Origin of the sequence: Streptococcus sp. E29BA, assembly GCF_041807805.1 — a bacterium.
GTDB lineage: Bacteria > Bacillota > Bacilli > Lactobacillales > Streptococcaceae > Streptococcus > Streptococcus entericus.
Window position 1 is genome coordinate 1 of record NZ_JBGTZA010000037.1, and the last position, 17129, is coordinate 17129.

The 17129-nt window shown below is 45.0% G+C and carries 15 protein-coding genes; 6 read left to right on the forward strand and 9 right to left on the reverse strand.

Annotation, left to right across the window (positions count from 1 at the left end; genetic code table 11):
* Window positions 1–84: 84 nt before the first annotated feature.
* The 7 genes from ACERC8_RS08380 to polA form a co-directional block, all read right to left on the reverse strand.
* Window positions 85–513: a CoA-binding protein gene (locus tag ACERC8_RS08380; protein WP_373659441.1), complete on the reverse strand. Its 429-nt coding sequence runs from the start codon at window positions 511–513 to the stop codon at window positions 85–87.
* Between the two features lie 12 nt (window positions 514–525).
* Window positions 526–936 carry an SMI1/KNR4 family protein gene (locus tag ACERC8_RS08385; RefSeq protein WP_373659442.1) on the reverse strand — a complete coding sequence of 137 codons (411 nt, stop codon included), beginning with the start codon at window positions 934–936 and terminating at the stop codon, window positions 526–528.
* A complete protein-coding gene (locus ACERC8_RS08390; RefSeq protein ID WP_373659443.1) occupies window positions 920–1537 on the reverse strand; it encodes an HNH/ENDO VII family nuclease in 618 nt (205 codons plus the stop codon). Before ACERC8_RS08390 ends, ACERC8_RS08385 begins: the two co-directional genes overlap by 17 nt.
* A 3-nt stretch (window positions 1538–1540) precedes the next feature.
* Window positions 1541–4885 (reverse strand): helicase HerA domain-containing protein, encoded by a 3345-nt coding sequence (locus ACERC8_RS08395; protein ID WP_373659444.1) that lies wholly within the window; start codon window positions 4883–4885, stop codon window positions 1541–1543.
* Window position 4886: 1 nt separating this feature from the next.
* A complete protein-coding gene (locus ACERC8_RS08400; protein WP_373659445.1) occupies window positions 4887–7445 on the reverse strand; it encodes a dynamin family protein in 2559 nt (852 codons plus the stop codon).
* Window positions 7446–7599: 154 nt separating this feature from the next.
* Entirely contained in the window at window positions 7600–8019 is a 420-nt protein-coding gene (locus ACERC8_RS08405; RefSeq protein ID WP_373659447.1) for an ASCH domain-containing protein, read from the reverse strand.
* Between the two features lie 30 nt (window positions 8020–8049).
* Complete coding sequence (gene polA, locus ACERC8_RS08410) at window positions 8050–10689, reverse strand: DNA polymerase I (protein WP_373659448.1); 2640 nt, start codon at window positions 10687–10689, stop codon at window positions 8050–8052.
* Window positions 10690–10815: 126 nt separating this feature from the next.
* Here polA and ACERC8_RS08415 point away from each other — a divergent pair, with 126 nt between their 5' ends.
* The 4 genes from ACERC8_RS08415 to ACERC8_RS08430 are packed head-to-tail and all read left to right on the forward strand — an operon-like array spanning window position 10816 to window position 12454.
* The gene (locus tag ACERC8_RS08415) at window positions 10816–11349 is read left to right on the forward strand and encodes a DUF536 domain-containing protein (RefSeq protein WP_018367566.1); all 534 of its coding nucleotides are present in this window, start codon (window positions 10816–10818) and stop codon (window positions 11347–11349) included.
* A 51-nt stretch (window positions 11350–11400) separates the two neighbouring features.
* On the forward strand, window positions 11401–11997 hold the full coding sequence (locus ACERC8_RS08420) for a 3'-5' exonuclease (RefSeq protein WP_373659449.1): 597 nt from the start codon (window positions 11401–11403) through the stop codon (window positions 11995–11997).
* 35 nt (window positions 11998–12032) lie between these two features.
* Window positions 12033–12239 carry a hypothetical protein gene (locus ACERC8_RS08425; RefSeq protein ID WP_373659450.1) on the forward strand — a complete coding sequence of 69 codons (207 nt, stop codon included), beginning with the start codon at window positions 12033–12035 and terminating at the stop codon, window positions 12237–12239.
* Window positions 12240–12253: 14 nt separating this feature from the next.
* Window positions 12254–12454: a hypothetical protein gene (locus ACERC8_RS08430; RefSeq protein ID WP_373659452.1), complete on the forward strand. Its 201-nt coding sequence runs from the start codon at window positions 12254–12256 to the stop codon at window positions 12452–12454.
* Window positions 12455–12528: 74 nt separating this feature from the next.
* Here ACERC8_RS08430 and ACERC8_RS08435 read toward each other — a convergent pair whose 3' ends face one another.
* Window positions 12529–12828: a YbaB/EbfC family nucleoid-associated protein gene (locus ACERC8_RS08435; RefSeq protein ID WP_018367568.1), complete on the reverse strand. Its 300-nt coding sequence runs from the start codon at window positions 12826–12828 to the stop codon at window positions 12529–12531.
* A 46-nt stretch (window positions 12829–12874) separates the two neighbouring features.
* Window positions 12875–15154 (reverse strand): Xaa-Pro dipeptidyl-peptidase, encoded by a 2280-nt coding sequence (locus tag ACERC8_RS08440; protein WP_373659453.1) that lies wholly within the window; start codon window positions 15152–15154, stop codon window positions 12875–12877.
* A gap of 176 nt (window positions 15155–15330) precedes the next feature.
* Here ACERC8_RS08440 and ACERC8_RS08445 point away from each other — a divergent pair, with 176 nt between their 5' ends.
* Both ACERC8_RS08445 and ACERC8_RS08450 read left to right on the forward strand, forming a co-directional pair.
* Window positions 15331–16065 (forward strand): CppA N-terminal domain-containing protein, encoded by a 735-nt coding sequence (locus tag ACERC8_RS08445; RefSeq protein WP_373659455.1) that lies wholly within the window; start codon window positions 15331–15333, stop codon window positions 16063–16065.
* Window positions 16062–16988 carry a serine hydrolase domain-containing protein gene (locus ACERC8_RS08450; RefSeq protein ID WP_373659456.1) on the forward strand — a complete coding sequence of 309 codons (927 nt, stop codon included), beginning with the start codon at window positions 16062–16064 and terminating at the stop codon, window positions 16986–16988. Before ACERC8_RS08445 ends, ACERC8_RS08450 begins: the two co-directional genes overlap by 4 nt.
* Window positions 16989–17129 lie beyond the last annotated feature (141 nt).

Sequence of the window (17129 nt, forward strand, 5' to 3'; positions counted from 1 at the left end):
AAACGAGAGAAGACAAGAACTGTCCTCTCTCGGTGTTAAGTGGGTCAACCCACTACAGTTGACAAAGAGCCTATTTTGATGCCCTTATGCCATCTTAAGGTACTCGATTTTTAAGCACCTGTTCATGACAATGGCATCGCGACCAGCATGACGCAGGAGTTTTTCTGCGTCTTCACTCTCGAGACCGAGCTGTGCCCAGTAGATGTCAGCGTCAGTTTCGAGAAAATCTCTAGAAACATCTGCCAGAAATTCACTGCGACGAAAGACATTGACCATGTCGATATGGACAGGCACGTCTTGCAGTCTAGCATAGACTGTCTCACCGAGGATTTTTTCCCCAGCAAGCTTTGGATTGATTGGAATGATGGTAAAACCAGCCTCCTGCATGAGTTGACTAACGCGGTAAGCAGCTGTCTCTGTGCGGTCAGATAACCCAACCACCGCGATGATCTTGGTTTGCTTGATATAATCGAATATCACCTCTTGAGGTGGGTTCTGGAAGGTGTAAGTCATGTGTGGTCTCCTTTATTTGCTAGATGCTCTGTTAAGGCAACTCTTGAGATAATCTAGTAATGACTCATATGCCATAGCCTCAGTACCATTGTCCCATGAATAAATGTTACCAGATTTATCCGATAAGATAAAATAGTTGTCCATGTGCCAATCTTCAACGATAAATTTATCTTTTGGGAAGTGTTCGTTATATTTTCGGGCTTCTAGTGTTGCAACTACCACATGGCAATAGTCATCAACATTCAACCCCATCCATTCAGTTGCTTCAAAGCTAACTGCCCCAAAATGGCTCAAGTAAGTTTTAAAGTCATCTGAGAACGTCAGTTGCAATTCACTCTCCGCCTGCTTAATCTGTTCTGAACTAGCAGGAGAACTGTGATAAAGAGGGTGTATTTTCTTTATTTCTTCAATTACTTGTAACATATTCATCTCCGTCACTAATGGCTCTGGATATTAACTTTTTATCTGTTATAAACGCGAGGCCATGATCAACACCTTCTTTTGCTGGGTTATGCAAAAGAGATTTAAATCTATTTTTACGATGTTCTTCCTTAGTCAGTAAGGCGTAGTGCCCTCCGTTTTCTTGACCAATATGATGACATTCGAGAATCTTTCCATCTTTTATCGGCAAAAGACCGTTATCCAGTCTTTCTTGATTGGTCCGACCAAACGAATCAACTTTAGTTGTCATCTCCAATTGTTGAGGGACTAGCACATACCTCTCTTGTCCCATTTCTGTTTTGGCAAATGGTTTTGGAACAAGTTTCAAATCCATATAATGTTTCAGTTCCTGACCACTATACATAGCATCTAATACGGATAAGGGATAATCTTTCGACCAACCAATTACTTTCTCTAGAGGAGTCAACCCATCATAATGATGTGAAGGACTCTTCTCCACAGGATTGAGGCGCTTTTCTTGGTCAAAAAAGTTATCTGTTGCATCACCAACCTTGCGAGCAACTTCACCAATACTTTCCTTTGCTTCTACTACTAGGGTTTTGGCTAGCTGTTCAAGTACCATTGCTTAGAATCCTCCTTTGTGAGCCCATCGTTGAAGAGCTTGCTCATCCTTTAACTCATGCAAATAATAATGCGTTACTGCTGCCTGCAATACATCTCGTCTCGTCTGCTCTGCAACAACATCCAGTAGCAACTCATCAATGGTTTGACGAAGTATAACTGTTATCTGTTCTGCTTCCGTACTTTTTTCATCTAACTGACGAATCAGCGAAATGAGCTCTGGGTAAAGCTGTCCAACGATTGCGGCATACTCTACCATGTTGCCATCAAGTGATTGCTCTAAGAACCAGTTCAGAATTCTCCGTTTAGTCAATCCGTCAATAGATAGATTGGAAACTAAAATGTTTATATCTGTCTCATTTATCATGGCACGTTCATCAGGTTCTGCACTCAGATAGGACAATAAAAGAACTTTTCCTTTTTCATCATCTAGTACTACGGGTTGTGGGGTATGATTGTAGATTTTTTCTTTGAGCGTCGTCTTATCAATTTGGCATAAGACGGGTTCCAGCCAGTCATTTTGATAAACAGCTGCCACTCCTTTAGGAAGTTTTGCTAGTTCAATAATCTGATCGTCCGTTAGATTAGCTGATTTTCCAACTAACTGACGATCTGAAAAATCTGGTAACCGCAAGATAATTTTTGTATTGGTATTACGGATAACTGACCTATCTAATAGATCTGGTGCTTGATCAGCAATGATAACCCCCTCTCCATAGGTTCTCATTTCAGCAATGCTCGTTGCCAGCATCTCAACGCTTTTTCCGACTAGGTTAGCACTTTCCATTATCTGCTCTGATGATGTTTTCTTCAACAAGTGATGAGCTTCTTCCAAAACAGTAAGGTGTTGCAAGGGTCTATTTAGGTCAGTTGTATTGGTCAAGCGGTATTCTTGCAATTTTAAGACCAGTATCCCCATAATGAGTGACTTTGTCTCTGTTGAGCCGACCCGACTGAGATCAACGATAACATTTTCATCAAATAGAGCTTGGTCCGATAACCCTTTATCTGTAAAGATAAGGCCATTCAGACCCGTTGTTAAAGAAGTCAAGCGTGTTAACAAGGCTCCTTTATAAGCTCCTTTGCTCTCGTTATCGTACTCACTGCTATTAATGATAGTCTTGATATTTCGAATAATATCATCAAAGGTTGGATAGATTCTATACTGATTTACTGAGGTCAGCAGATTCCATCCACAGTCTTGATAGGCTTGCTCGACAGCATTTTTAAGTACCGCAGGCATTGCAGCATACATTGGCCAACAAACATTAAAAAGTTCAATTAAACGATCCAAATGTTCCAAAATATGGATACCTTCTGGAAAGGCAAATGGGTTAATTTGTAAGAGCGGACTAATAGTCGGATTGGTTCCATAGACAAAGACATCGTCATCATTTCCGAAAACCTGCTTGTACTCCCCTTTGGCAGGTTCGATGACTAAAAACTTAATGCCTTGACGACGACTATTTTCAAGAATGGTGTAAATCGTGTTGCTCTTACCAGTTCCTGTGCTTCCTGTAATCAAGGTATGAGAGGCCAAGGAATTTAATCCAAGCGGTACGCATAGATGTTCAGCATGGGTCATATGGAAAATCCTACCCAGATTGATGCTCTCGCCAATAGGATCTTCATAGGAGTTGATATTCCTACCGAAAGCAGCACAGGATAAAACAGGCAAGCCCGCGATGGAGGTTTTTGGAAAATTAAGCGAATAAGCTAACTCTTTTCCAGACAAAGCCGTTGTCGCTGTGACAAGAGGAGGATAAACCAAAAAAGTTTCATCTTCCTCAATTAATTCTGGATTAAGGGCAAAAATAGGGTGTCGCAAATCTTTTAAGTAAGCAACTATTTCTTGAGCTTGAGCTCGTTCTTCGCTCACATCGCCTCTCCAAAGGTTTACAACTGTTTGTGAGAGATGAGACTCTTCTCCCTGTGTTAAGGCTAGATACGAATGGGCAACATTGTTGGCCATGGTTGGGTCTTCGCTGAGGACATAGGCAGCAAACTCCCACATTCCTAACGCTGTACTTTGTTCCAAGCGTTTGGCTTCTTTATCTAAAAGTTCTAGGGTATGCTTAACGGTATGATTGGTAAAGGTTTGAATAATTCCTTCGTTTTTTCCAATTGTTGCTGTGACATTAGAACTTCTGGCAAAGTTGGCACCGAAATTAATCCCAAAATTTAGAGCGTTGGAAGCACCTGTTGTCACGGCGTTGGAAGCTGTCTTTGCAACTGTTTTTGTCACTCCCTTGGCCAAGGATTTTGCTGTCGAACTTGTTTCTGACCAATTAATACCTCCCTCCAAAGAAACGCCCAAAGCACTGCCCAAAGGACCTCTCAAAGAACCTCCCAAAGAGCCGCCCTTCGAGTTACTTTTTCCCTTAGTATTGGTTAGTGATTCGGTCTTCCCTTCTGTGTCAGTCAGTCCCTCACTAACTGTGTTTGCTGTGTTATTGCCTGTCTGTCTTCCAGCACTGCCACCAAGATTGAGACCGACTGTTGCAGATGAACCGAGTGCTTGTGATTCATTGAGAGTAAAGTTTGTTTGCCAAGATGCATAGGGAGCAAGGTCTGAATAAATCTGGGATAACATCAATTTTCGTTCTGCAAGGTCACGAATCGGCGTTGCTAGAAGGACTAGCACATATTCTTGTTCAAAGGTTTCAGGTACAAAGCCATCTAAGAGTTTTTCGATAGTTTGGCTGATAAACTGTTGAGATTTCTCCGTTGGAATATTTGAAGCTGTTGCAACAGAGTAGGAAGTATGTTCGTTGAAACAAGGCAATTGACCACGACCAATCTCTTTTGCCCACGTTGAACCAGGAAAATTCCCTTTGATGGCAGACTCTAGGCGTCTTCGATAGCTATCCACATCAACATTGTTGTTTGCATTCGCTGTGTTGGTCACTGCCAGGTAGACTTTGGTCTGATTTTTTTGTCGGTGAAAAACCAACGAGATGTTACAAGCTTCATTAGATAGAACATCGTAAACGTTGACCAGTTTCTCTAGACTATTTTCAGTTTTATCTGTTACCCATTTGGTAATATTGATGTAGCGAATATTTGTACTTGGACGAAAGTCTTTGTCATATTCAGCTCGCCTTTCTAGTGGTAGGTAGAGTTCTTTTAATTGAGAAAGGTATGCATGGTAAATATCTGTTGCATGTTTAGCCAGAAGACGACTGATTTGCTCTTTGCTGTCTTGACTATCAAGTTCTGGTTTCTCTGCTAGGTAGGTGTCTTGCTTCTCCTGTAATTGTTGCAGTTGCTCAGGGCTTAAAGCAGATAAATGACTGATTGCATCCGCAGCCTTACCAGCTGTATTCTGGATTATTCTCTTAATTCCCATCTTAAATTTCCCCTTGTCTCCTATCTTCAAAACTCATTAGGCTTATCAGCTCTTCTGAATAGTTTTTTAACTGCCTTAATACTGCTTCGTAATGTGCTATACATTCTTGTTTGTCAATCAATAATTGATGTGTTTCGCGTAACTCAGGATTAAATTCAGTAATATGGCTATTGATTAAGGACAATAGTTGCTCTAACCAATGATGAATAGCTTGTCGGTGGTCTGTCACTAAAGTCTCAAAAAATAGCTTAATTTCTTTTAATAATGTATGATGGTATAATTTCACTAATTTATCAAGGTCAAGCTTATAGGGATTTCCAAATAAATGTACATCACCTAATTTAAACCCCTGTACTACTTTTTCTTTATCAAAGCGAATATGATGCTTTAGCTGGAGGGATTCATGAGATAAAATGAGCTCTTTTATTTCCTCGCGCTTATCAAACGGCAATGTGTCTGTTAAACCAATCTCAAATGCCAGCCGTTGTTTCAAATTTAGACAAGCTTGTTCCAGTTCTTGGGCAGACTTAGAAAAAAGGAGCTGCCGTGTCTCTTGCCAATCCTTATCAAAAATCGCTTGAGCATCATTCAGTAAGGATTGAGAGACTTCCTCGAAGATTTGGCGTTTTTTCTTCCCATAGGCTTCTGAACCTTTGAAACTTTCTTTAGTATCTTCTTGGATTTGGTCAAAAGTTTGTTTGAGAATTGTAATGTCACGCTCGTCAAGAGCAGATTTGATATGCGAACCAAGGTTAGAAAAATGATGTTGTAGATTTTTCCAGTTCTGATCTTTATCCTTTCTAAATTGTTCAAGACCAGCAGATTTTTTCTTATTCTGATATTCTTGTTCACACAAATCAGCTAATTTTTCAGCAGTCAACGTGATATTGGGAGATGATAGCAAGGCTTGAAGAGAGGAGTGATGAACATCAAGTAAATCCATCAGCTGCTCTTTGCCTTTTCTAGTTGTTCGATTGATTAAATCATTCTTTTCACTTTCTAGTTTATCTGCTAAGCGATTAGCTTCTTCCTCTAGCTCTTCTGTTAGGTGGGTAATATTCTGCTCAGTTGTTAAAATAGTCTTTTCCAAATAAAGCTTGGCTTGCTGGCATTTATTATAAGGAGAATAATAACGAGCAAAAGTATCCAACTCTTGCTCCAGACTGAGCAAACCGCTGTTAGCAAATAACAAAGCATCTGTTGTCACCTGTTTTGCCTGTTCAATTTTTGCTTTTTTCAACTGTTCTGGAACGATCATATAGCGATAAAGCTCTTGATAGTAAGGGGAAGTTGGATTGGTAAATTCATCTAAAGATTTTTTGAAGATCCGATCATAGGTATAATCTGTGAATTGTCCTGCTGTTTTATGTCCAAGCCCCATTACTGGTGATACAAAATATAGTCCTTGTGAATAAAGCTGCTTTGGTAGTGCCTGACTAAGAACTTTAGTTTCATCAAAATCAGAAAAATCAATCTGATCAGCTTTATTGACAACCAAGATAGTAAAACGAGTATCAATATCCACTTGCTGGCTCAGCTCACGGTAAAGTGCCATATTATCCAGTGCATCTAAAGAAGTGTAATCTGTTACGAAGAGAATAACACCGTTACTCATATTAGACATGGCTTGTTTAAGCACCTCTAGGTGGTTTTGATTTGATGAAGAGTTGGATCCTGGCGTATCAAAGATGGCAAAACGATGATCAGGCTGCCCCAGGACACCTTGAGTAATTGGAATTCTAACTTGAACCAATTCTGAGATGTGTCGTTCGTCTGTTTGAGGAGACTCATTTAAATAGCCTAAGAAACGTTGAAACACCTGTTGCGGACTATTTGAATGAGTAGAAAATACCATCTCTTTCAGTTCAGGAAAGTCTGCTTCGATTCTCTCACTTCCTTCAGTAAAAATAAACTGGTCTCGCTTATAACTCAGTTTAATTGGTTCTTGATTGAGTTCAAAAGCCAATTCCCAGACGTCTTCTTTATCCGATGGACGAATATCGATAATTTTTGCGGTTGCAGGACTATCACTGTTAGGCAATAAATCTTCCCCAATCAAGGCATTGATAAGACTGGATTTTCCAACACTATAATTTCCCAAAACAACCACAGGGATCACATCACTAGCTGCCTCTTTAAACTGCATTATGTCACGATTAACCACTTCATCAGTTGTAATTAATTGTTTAACCCCCTCAAAAATCGTGATTACTCTTGGCAAAATTGTACGAGCATTTTGTAAACGGAGAGATGATTTTGTTAAATTTAATGAAGCTTCATGGGAATGATGCTTGATAAGGGTGTGTAACTCCTTAAATTCTTCTGCGGTTCCTTCAAAAATTAGTTCGATCTCTTGTCCATCATCGTACTCTGTAATTAAGATGTCCACGATTTCCCTAACCTTGAAAGGGAAAAAGGCTGTTTTAATTTGATCAGAAATTAGTTGACTATTACTATTTTGTTGATAGGTGATATTTTCCCAAACTTGTTGCTCTTCTTCCCACTTTTGAAAAGCAATTTGTTTTTCATAAGGGTGACTAATAATCTTGAGCTGCACCATTCGCCAAGTTCTCCTTTAGTTTTATACTTTATTATATCACATGTAAGCTGTACCAAGATAATAAAAATTGAAGTGAGAAAATATCTCTTTCTCACTTCAATAAATCAGTAGACTAATTTTATTATTTTTTACAATCTATCCCATTAGAGAACTTCTATTGTTCAACAACTTTAAAAAATTCTGTGACAACTAAACCTGTCTCTGAAAAGTCCAGTCCGACAGTTGGCAGATGCCGCTGCCAGAAGTCACCGAAAATCTGTTGCCAGTCAGCAACTGTGCCGTCACCTTCTGCATTGCACCACGCTGTCTCTTCTGAGGTCGCATTAAACGGTTCGATGATGACCTTTACCGTTTCAAGCAGGACTTCCTGAGTGGGGTGTTCAGGATTGTCTAACATAATGAATCGGTCACCTGGTTGATCCAGCTCATCTGGCGAGGCGTATTCCGCATACCAAGAACTGGTCGCTGTCTTAATCCCCCGAACCGTCAAATCATATAAATCTGCATATTCAGCAGGATGTACCCAGACCTCTAGGTCTGGGTATTTAGCCTGTAAATCACCATATTTGGCCATGTTTGTGCTCCTTTAGTTTCTATGGCTGTGTTACTTCGCCTCGTACCAGTTTTCTCCTGAACTGCTTTCAGCGATGAGGGGCACAGATAACTCGATGGCAGACTGCATGGTCTCGGTGACCAGTTGGCTAACAGCATCCAGCTCTGCTATTGGCACCTCAAGGACAATCTCGTCGTGCACCTGAAGGAGCATACGTGCCTGATAGCCACCAGCGGTCAGGGCCTTATCTAGGTTAATCATGGCAACCTTGAGAATGTCTGCAGCAGACCCCTGAATCGGTGAGTTGATGGCCGTGCGCTCGGCGAAACTCCGGACGTTGAAGTTGCGCGAGTGAATATCTGGCAGCTCGCGACGGCGGTGAAAGAGGGTCTCCACATAGCCCTGTTCCTTGGCTTGAGCAACCATCTCGTCCATGTAACGCTTGATACCAGGGAAACGCTCAAAATAGGTATCAATGTAGTCCTTGGCGGCCTTTCTGGTGATACCTAAGTTATTAGCCAAGCCAAAATCCGAAATCCCATAGACCACGCCGAAGTTGACGGCCTTGGCATCGCGACGATGGTTTGCCGTCACATTTTCAGGCTTGTCAATGCCAAAGACCCGCATGGCTGTTGAGGTATGAATGTCTGCGCCTTGCTTGAAGGCCTCAATCAGATGCTCGTCTTGGGAAATGTGAGCCAGCACGCGCAACTCAATCTGAGAATAGTCAGAGGCCAAGAGCACCTGCCCCTCACTTGGCTTAAAGGCTTTACGAATCAACCTGCCCTGTTCCAGACGAACAGGGATATTTTGCAGGTTGGGGTCGGTTGACGACAAACGCCCTGTCTGGGTTAAATCCTGCACATAACGGGTATGGATTTTGCCATCTGACATGATGTAGTCTTGAAGCCCGATAACGTAGGTTGACTGGATCTTGCTAATCTGGCGGTACTCGAGGATTTTCGCCACAATTGGCGCTTCAGGCGCCAGCTTTTCCAAGACATCAACGGCAGTGGAATAGCCGGTCTTGGTCTTCTTAGTCGCCCAAGTCGGCAAGCCCAAGGTCTCAAAGAGGAGCGTGCCCAGCTGCTTAGGTGAGTTGATGTTAAACTCCTGCCCTGCTAGGTCGTAAATCTCCTGCGTCAGCTGGTCGATCACCACTTGGTTGTCCACTTGCATGGCCTCCAGCACCTCACGCTCCACATGGATGCCGGCGATTTCCATTTTAGCTAGCACATTCGCTAGCGGTAGCTCCATGTCCATGTAGAGGGCAGTCTGTCCCTGCTCCTCTAGCTTGGTGCGTAGCACTTCTTCGGTGCTAACTAACACTTGGAGTTTTTTGGCTAAATGGCTGAGCAGGACAGGGCGTTCAGGCAGGGCGCGCTTGACCCCCTTGCCATAGACCTCGAGGTCGTCCGACAGTGGAAAGTCACCGTAGAGCTTAGCAATGGTTGAGATGTCATTGTTCTCAACAGTTGACAGCAGGTAGCTGGCTAAACGGCTATCAAAACGAGCTGCTGCCATGTCCACGCCTAGACCAGCCAGCAGCACCTTGACCCGTTTGGCATCATAGGTCTTGACGGGTCGGCTGAGGAAGTCCCTAAACAGATCTGACTGCAAGAGGCTAGTATCTGTGGAGACATAGATCTGGTCTTGATTGCCAAAAGCAAGTCCGACAATCGGCTCGACATGGTAGTTGTCTCCTAAGATCTCCAGATGGAGAAACATGTCCTCTGTCAGCATCTCCTCTGATAGTTCAGTCACCTCGGTGTAGGTCACCTCAACCACTTCACGAGACCTGCCAGTGTCGTCTAGCTCGGCCAGTCCAGCCTTGAACTGGCGGAAGCCCATTTCATCGTAAAAACGGCTGAGGTGGTCAAGGTCAGGCTGTTTCAGTTTAATGTCCGAAAGTCCGATGGTCAGAGGAGCGTTGGTGTTGATGGTGGCTAGCCGTTTAGAGAGAAAGGCCTGGTCGCGGTCGTTGACGAGGTTGTCCCTCATCTTGCTGGGCTTCATCTGGTCGATGTTGGCATAAATCCCGTCTAGGTTGCCGTGTTCGAGGAGGAGTTTGATGCCTGTTTTTTCACCGATTTTAGTGACACCAGGGATGTTATCGGATTTGTCCCCCATGAGGGCTTTGAGATCGACGAACTGCTCAGGCGTTAGCCCCATTTTTTCCAGCAGGTAGGCTGGGGTGAAGGCTTCAAACTCGGCGACCCCTTTTTTAGAAATTTCAACGGTGGTATTGGCATCTGTCAGCTGAATCAAGTCCTTATCCCCGCTGACAATGGTGATGGTAAAGTCCTGACTGTCCTGCTCTGCCATTGTCGCCAAAGTCCCGATAATATCATCCGCCTCATAATCTGCCAGCTCGTAGTAGGCGATGCCGCGTGCCGTCAGGAGCTCCCGCAGGTAGGGAAACTGCTCACGGAACTCGTCTGGGGTCTTGGCACGACCAGCCTTGTAGTCGGCGTAGAACGCTGTCCGAAAGGTGGTTTTGCCAGCATCAAAAGCTACCAAGACATGGGTCGGCTGGAGGCGAGTCAGCAGGCTGTCCAGCATGAGGTGGAAACCGTAGATGGCATTGGTGTGAAGACCGTTGGCATTTTTGAAGCGATCAATCTGGTTATAGAGGGCAAAAAAGGCTCTGAAAGCGACGGAAGAGCCGTCGATTAAAAGTAGTTTGTTCATACTGCTATTGTACCACAAACTGGTCAGCTCTGCTATTGGGCGATTACCCAAAACCATAGGAAAAGTTGACAAATGATAGGGGGTGTGTTATGATTTTGTTAAGAAAAGACGAGGAAAATAGGACTTATGACAGTAGAAAAAACCGTCAGTGAGCTGGCAGAGATTTTGGGTGTTAGTCGCCAAGCCATCAACAATCGGATTAAGACCTTGGCGGAAGAGGACATCGAGAAAAACGATAAGGGCGTGACGGTCGTGAAACGGTCAGGCTTGATTAAGCTGGAGGAGATTTACAAGAAGACCATTTTTGAGGATGAGCCGATTAGCGAAGAAGCCAAGCATCGTGAGTTTTTTGAGATTTTGGTGGATGAGAAAAACACGGAAATTACGCGGCTCTACGAGCAACTCAAGGCCAAGGATGCCCAGATGGCGGCTTTGAGTGAGCAACTCAAGGTCAAAGATGTGCAGATCGCAGAAAAAGACAAGCAGATTGACCAGCAACAACAGTTGACCCTAACGGCGCTCAAGGAGCGTGATACGCTAAAATTGGAACTTGATCAGGTCAAGACTGAAGCGGAGAAAAAAGATGAGGTCATCGAGGCAGAGGACGTTCTTGTTGAACCTGTCAATAAAGGATTTTTCGCTCGTTTATTTGGGAAATAAAAAAGAAGAGCAGGGCAACCCGCTCTTTTCTCACCATTAGAAAGGGTAATCATGGAACAGTTAGAGACTTACATTGCTTTTGATTTGGAATTTATCGAACGCAAGGACGGTCACTACGATCTCTTGCAAGTGTCAGCAGTGAAATTTGTTGATGGTCAGGAACAGGCTCATTTTGATAGCTATGTGCACACTGACCAGCCTCTCAAGAGCTTTATCAATGGGCTGACAGGCATCACCAGTGATAAGATTCAGACCGCACCGCCTGCTGAACAGGTGGTGGCTGACTTTGCTGCGTTTGTTAGCGACACTGCACTTATTGGCTACAATGCTCACAAGAGTGACCTGCCGATTTTGCAGACTTATGGTTTAGATGTGACAGGACAGTATGTGGTCGACGTCTATGACGAGGCTTTTGAGCGCCGTAGCACGGATCTCAATGGGATTGCCCGCTTGAGTTTGCAAAGTGTAGCTGACTTCCTCAAAATTAAGGGGCGGGGTCATAATAGTCTAGAAGACGCCCGCATGACTGCCAAAATCTATGAGCAGTTCAAAGAGTTCGACGATAATCGCCTTTTGCTAGACAAGCAAGAAACAATCATCAATAACCCCTTTGTCGGTTTGGGACTGGCAGAGCTCTTTGAGGACTAGGCATGATGTGGCTTGCTACCCTATTAAACTAGCCCTTGCAGGTCAAGGACAACTATTGTGGCTATGGGCTCTTGGTGCTAGGAGCTGAAGAAGGGCTGTTACCCCACAACCAAGTCTTTCACACAGTATATCCGTCGGACCAAACCTTGATTGGTCTTGATGCTTTTGGCGGTCTGTTTGCCCTGTGCGAGGGTCAGCAGACGGTTCATTATTTTGCTCCCGATACCCTAGTCTGGGAGTGACTTACCCACATTTTTTGACATGGGCCCAGAGTGACCGTGTGCCCCTCTTTTATGAGTCTTTTTGGTTTGCTGGGGCGGAGCCAATGGCAGAGCAGGTTAAGGATGGTCTTGTCATCTCAACCTACCCTCCGCTCTGGTCTACTACCTACAGCGCTGATACCGCGATTAGAAAACATGTCCCTTTCCGAGAACTCTTAACTCTCAGTGCGGAGTGAGCCTGTGCCTTCAGTCAGCAGTAAATCAGATAAATGAAGACGCCTTTTCCGAAAAGAAAGGCGTCTTCATTTACTTAAAACGGCAGTTTACCAGCAAAGGCACCGAGTGTTTTCTTGGTGGCTTCATCAATCTGGTTAAGTGCATCGTTGATGGCCTGAGCAGTCATGTCGGACAGGGTCTCGATATCCTCTGGGTCAACAATAGCAGGGCTGAATTCCAAATTAACCAGCTGTTTATCGCCTGTAAAGGTCGCTGTTACTAAGTCCTGAGCAGACTTACCAATAAAGGTTGTACCAGCCAGCTCAGCCTGTTTAGCTTCCATTTGTTTTTGCATCTTTTGTGCTTGTTTCATGATATTTTGCATATTCATCATGTTGGGTGTCCTCTTTCTATATCACTGTTTTAACAATTATACCACATTAAGCGTCAATAGGCAGATAAAGTTTAGACTGACTCAAATCGACCGTTAACTGATAGTCGCTGTTGTCTCGAACGGTGTGCTCAAAGTCGGTCGTATAGAGCAGGAGCCGAAGCGTATCACCCTCAGTTAAACGGAAGATGGTCGGTTGTAAATCAAAGGTCAGGCTAATCCAATCGTCCGCAGGCAGGTCGCTCACGGTCAGAATCCCATCTCGGTTCTGTAGGTTGAGCACGCCCTTAGTGATTATCCGCTGTTCCGTCTCCACCCATGGCAACTCACGAACAGGCTCGCGCTGAAAGTTTTGTCCATTGTCGATAGTGGCAGCACCCAGTGGCACGGGGGTATCCGTGTGGCGTTTGACTTTTCCTTGGTGCAATAGCTGAGCAGACAGGAGCCCACGGTTTTCTGACGATTTGAGGGTCAGATGAAGCTGGGCTTGACCGTTGATGAGCACAGCTTGAGTGACTGGCAAGTCGATGCAGATGGCGTTAGCCTTGTCTGCAAAAAGATCGGCTTTGAAGGTCTTGAAGTCCTTGTCGTAGCGCTCAAAGGTCTCTTGCTCATACTGGTTCTGGATGGTTTGCTCACCTTGACCAAGATCAAAACGGATGGTCTTGTCTTGACCAAATTGGTCAAGGGTCTGCCAAGTCTGCTCTGCGGCGTTGTCCTGCCAGATGACGGCTGGGAGATGATAACCGTTGTTCTGTTTGAGCAGTTTTTGGGTCAGGAGGGCATTGATGCTCTCACGAAAATCGATGGACTGCCAGTTGTTGAGGTAGACGTGTTGTCCTTGATGCAGGACGACGTGCTTGTCCACAGTGTCCGGTAGGGCATTTAGAATGTTATAGACCTGACGCGGTTTGACATTCCAGTCTTGGAGGCCGTGGGTGTAGACCACTGTCGCCTTGACCTTGTGAGCATGAGGGAGGTAGTTGCGATTTTCCCAGAACTGGTTGTAGTTGCCTGTCTCGCGGTCAAGCGCTTGAGCTTGTTCTTCGAGACGTTTGTCATATACCGCTCGGCTATGAACAAAATCTCCTGCCAAGAGGCTTCGGGAGTAAGTTAAGGCGGTTAAGCTGTCTAAGTCTTCGCCCGGATAACCACCTGGGCTGCACACCAAGCCGTTCTCACGGTAATACTCGTACCAAGAGCTGATGCCGGCTTCAGCGATGATGACCTTGAGCCCGTCAACGCCCGTCGTGGCAAGTCCTGTAGACATGGTACCCAGATAGGAAATCCCCGTCGTTGTGACCTCACCTGTCGCCCAAGTCGCTAGCACCTGCTGTTCACGTTTTTGGTTGGTGTAGGCGATGGCACGACCATTTAGCCAGTCAATAACACTCTTGTAGGAGCTGATGAGCTGGTAGTCGCCAGAGGTCATAAAGCCTGTCGAACCTGCTGTGCCGATACCAGACACGTAGATGTTGGCAAAGCCTCGAGCCAGCATGTAGTCGTTGAGGGTGTAGCTGCCGATGTGAGCAAAGGTTTCTGTCGCAGGACTTTCAGGCAGGATGCTGGTTTGTTCAGATGGGAAAGTCGGTTCATGTGGGTCAACGGCAATCGTACCTGCTTCTTTGACCGTCAGACTGCCTGTCATCTTGTAGAGTTTCTTGTCGCTGGCTGAGCCATTGATGCCTTGGTGATAGGGGCTGGCGGTCATCATGGTTGGCAGTTGGTGAGATGTTTTGGGACGGATGATGTTAACCTTGACGAGATCAGTCTCCCCATCATCGTCTGTATCTAGCTGGCTATCCACATAGACCACCTCACGCACCAAATTATTGGTATCAAAGGTCGCAAGGCTTTTGCCGTTGAAGAAATGGTAGTCATTATCCAGTGGCAGTAAGCCCTGGCTAACCAGATGGTCAATCAAGGTCAAACCAGTTTTCATCCGTGTGGCCAACAACTGGTGGAGTTTCGCCAATAAATTGCCCTCAGAAAAGGCAATCGGAAAGGCGAGTTTGTCAATAAATGCCGTCCAGTCAGTAAAATCCACCCCAGGCACAAATCCTAAGAGCTGGAGAGCGACCGTGTAGAAGACCTCTTCGGTCAGGGGACGTTCCGACTGAAGGAAGGTCAAGAGGTCGGTCTCCTGATCGGCCGCTAAGAGGCTGACAGGGTAATCGGTATCCGGGTAGTGAAAGAATGTCGCGCGGACAAAGGTGTCTAGGTTGTCCTTGCCTGTTTTTGTTGCAGATAGGGTAAAGCCGAGTTGGGTAAAATCCGCCAGCTGGTTATTTTCATTGACAGGGATGTAACTAAATTGATTGTAACGCATGGAAACTCCTTTTGTTTTCTAATCACCTCTTGTTAATGAGCGACATGTTGAGCCCACATCAGCAGGCCTGCCCTTTCTAATGAGGTGATTGCAGTTGAAATACCTCTATTATACCGCAACTTGTCTCATCTGTCGAAATAGTTGTCAAAATCGCCTAATTAGTCTAAAATAAGTCTATGAAAAAAAATGAAAACATGGCCTTACTTGCCCCCTATATTCGGGTTAACAATCGCCAGCGGAATCTGGATTTTTATGAGCACATTCTTGGTTTGCGAGTGCTTCATGAGGAAAATGCCTTTGCTTTTTTAGGCGGACATGCGGCGAGAGAGACGCGACTGACTTTGGAAGAATCGCCATCTTATCGAACGCGAGCAGTCAATGGACCTAAAAAGCTGCACACCTTGGTGCTTAAGGCTGATACGGCAGAAATAGCAGAGCTATTAGCACGAAAAATACCTGTGGAGAGGGTGTATAAGGGTCAAACAGGCTATGCCTTCTCTGCCCTGTCCCCAGAAGGGGATCGTCTGCTATTGCATGGAGAAGATGATGTCACAACCCTTGAGCCAGTTCCTTACCCAGACCTTTTGGCTGACTCTGGCTTCAACGGTTTATCGGATGTCATCGTAGACCGTCTGGTATTGAATGTCCCTGACAGGTCGGTTTCTCTCTCGTTTTATGACTGTCTGCCCTTGTCTGTCGAGCTGAACGAAGCACAGGGGGCTGACTTGCAGGCTGATAACGACCAGACCTGGGACATCAGCATGGTAGAATGTTCCGTTGATAAGACTGTCGACCTTGCTTCTTTTGCAGTCATTTGCAAAGACTTGGGACTAGAGACGACGCTCAATAAAAAGGAAACCGCGCTCATTGTGACGGATCCAAGTCGGCTGGACTGGTGGTTTGTCAAATGATGCAGGCAATTATTGATAAAATCAACCAACAGCGGTCAGAACATCTCTATCTGGGGGCTAGCTTGGCTATTTTCCAAAAAGGGCGATGGCAGGAGTGGTACATCGGTGAGGTAGCCCCTGAGGCTCCTGTTGAGGCTGGCTTAGTCTATGACCTCGCTAGTGTGTCCAAGGTAGTCGGTGTGGGGACGGTAATTATCCAGCTGTTGGCAGATGGGACACTAGAGCTTGATCAACCACTTAAAAGTTATTACCCTGAAGTAGCAGACGAGACGGTTACGATCAGGCAGCTCCTGACTCACACCTCAGGTATTGACCCTTATATCCCAAACCGCGACCAACTGAGCGCAAGGGAGTTACGGGCGGCTATCAACCACATTACCGTCACCACGGATAAGCGTTTCTTGTACACGGACATCAACTTCTTGTTGTTAGGTTTTATGCTAGAAGACTTGTTTGGAAAAAGTTTAGCTGAGTTGTTTCAGGAGCGGGTGTTTCGACCTCTTGGGATGGCAGAAACCAGCTTTGGTCCTCGTTTAGGGGCTGTTTTGACGGTCAATGGCAGAGCAGACGGGCTGGTTCATGACCCTAAAGCTCAGGTTTTGGGCGTTCATGCAGGGTCAGCTGGTCTTTTTTCGATAGTGACCGATTTAGAGCGCTTTTGCGAGCATTATTTGATGGCAGATTTTGGAGTGGACTTATTAGCCAACTATGGCAGTCCAGATAAACCGCGCTCTCTGGGCTGGAATCTTGACGGTGACTGGCTCGACCATACAGGCTACACTGGTCCCTTTATCATGATCAATCGACGACGTCAGCAAGCGGTGATTTTCCTGACCAATCGGACTTATGCCTATGATGATCGTCCGTTATGGATCGCTAAACGCCGAGAACTGCGTGATCTTATCAAGCAAAGGCTCAGTTGATAGCAATTAGATGAGCTGGGAATACTCTGATTTACAAGAAAAGTAAGGAAAAGCCCTTGAAATCATGTACTGACCCCCAAAAGTTGGACAAGAAATATTATTGAAAGGATTTAATTCTGTATTGCACAGGACTAAGTCCTT

Bases quoted from the DNA above. Each gene is read 5' to 3' on its own strand.
- ACERC8_RS08380 (WP_373659441.1), bottom strand. From the start codon at position 513: ATGACTTACACCTTCCAGAACCCACCTCAAGAGGTGATATTCGATTAT.
- ACERC8_RS08385 (WP_373659442.1), bottom strand. From the start codon at position 936: ATGTTACAAGTAATTGAAGAAATAAAGAAAATACACCCTCTTTATCAC.
- ACERC8_RS08390 (WP_373659443.1), bottom strand. From the start codon at position 1,537: ATGGTACTTGAACAGCTAGCCAAAACCCTAGTAGTAGAAGCAAAGGAA.
- ACERC8_RS08395 (WP_373659444.1), bottom strand. From the start codon at position 4,885: ATGGGAATTAAGAGAATAATCCAGAATACAGCTGGTAAGGCTGCGGAT.
- ACERC8_RS08400 (WP_373659445.1), bottom strand. From the start codon at position 7,445: ATGGTGCAGCTCAAGATTATTAGTCACCCTTATGAAAAACAAATTGCT.
- ACERC8_RS08405 (WP_373659447.1), bottom strand. From the start codon at position 8,019: ATGGCCAAATATGGTGATTTACAGGCTAAATACCCAGACCTAGAGGTC.
- polA (WP_373659448.1), bottom strand. From the start codon at position 10,689: ATGAACAAACTACTTTTAATCGACGGCTCTTCCGTCGCTTTCAGAGCC.
- ACERC8_RS08415 (WP_018367566.1), top strand. From the start codon at position 10,816: ATGACAGTAGAAAAAACCGTCAGTGAGCTGGCAGAGATTTTGGGTGTT.
- ACERC8_RS08420 (WP_373659449.1), top strand. From the start codon at position 11,401: ATGGAACAGTTAGAGACTTACATTGCTTTTGATTTGGAATTTATCGAA.
- ACERC8_RS08435 (WP_018367568.1), bottom strand. From the start codon at position 12,828: ATGATGAATATGCAAAATATCATGAAACAAGCACAAAAGATGCAAAAA.
- ACERC8_RS08440 (WP_373659453.1), bottom strand. From the start codon at position 15,154: ATGCGTTACAATCAATTTAGTTACATCCCTGTCAATGAAAATAACCAG.
- ACERC8_RS08445 (WP_373659455.1), top strand. From the start codon at position 15,331: ATGAAAAAAAATGAAAACATGGCCTTACTTGCCCCCTATATTCGGGTT.
- ACERC8_RS08450 (WP_373659456.1), top strand. From the start codon at position 16,062: ATGATGCAGGCAATTATTGATAAAATCAACCAACAGCGGTCAGAACAT.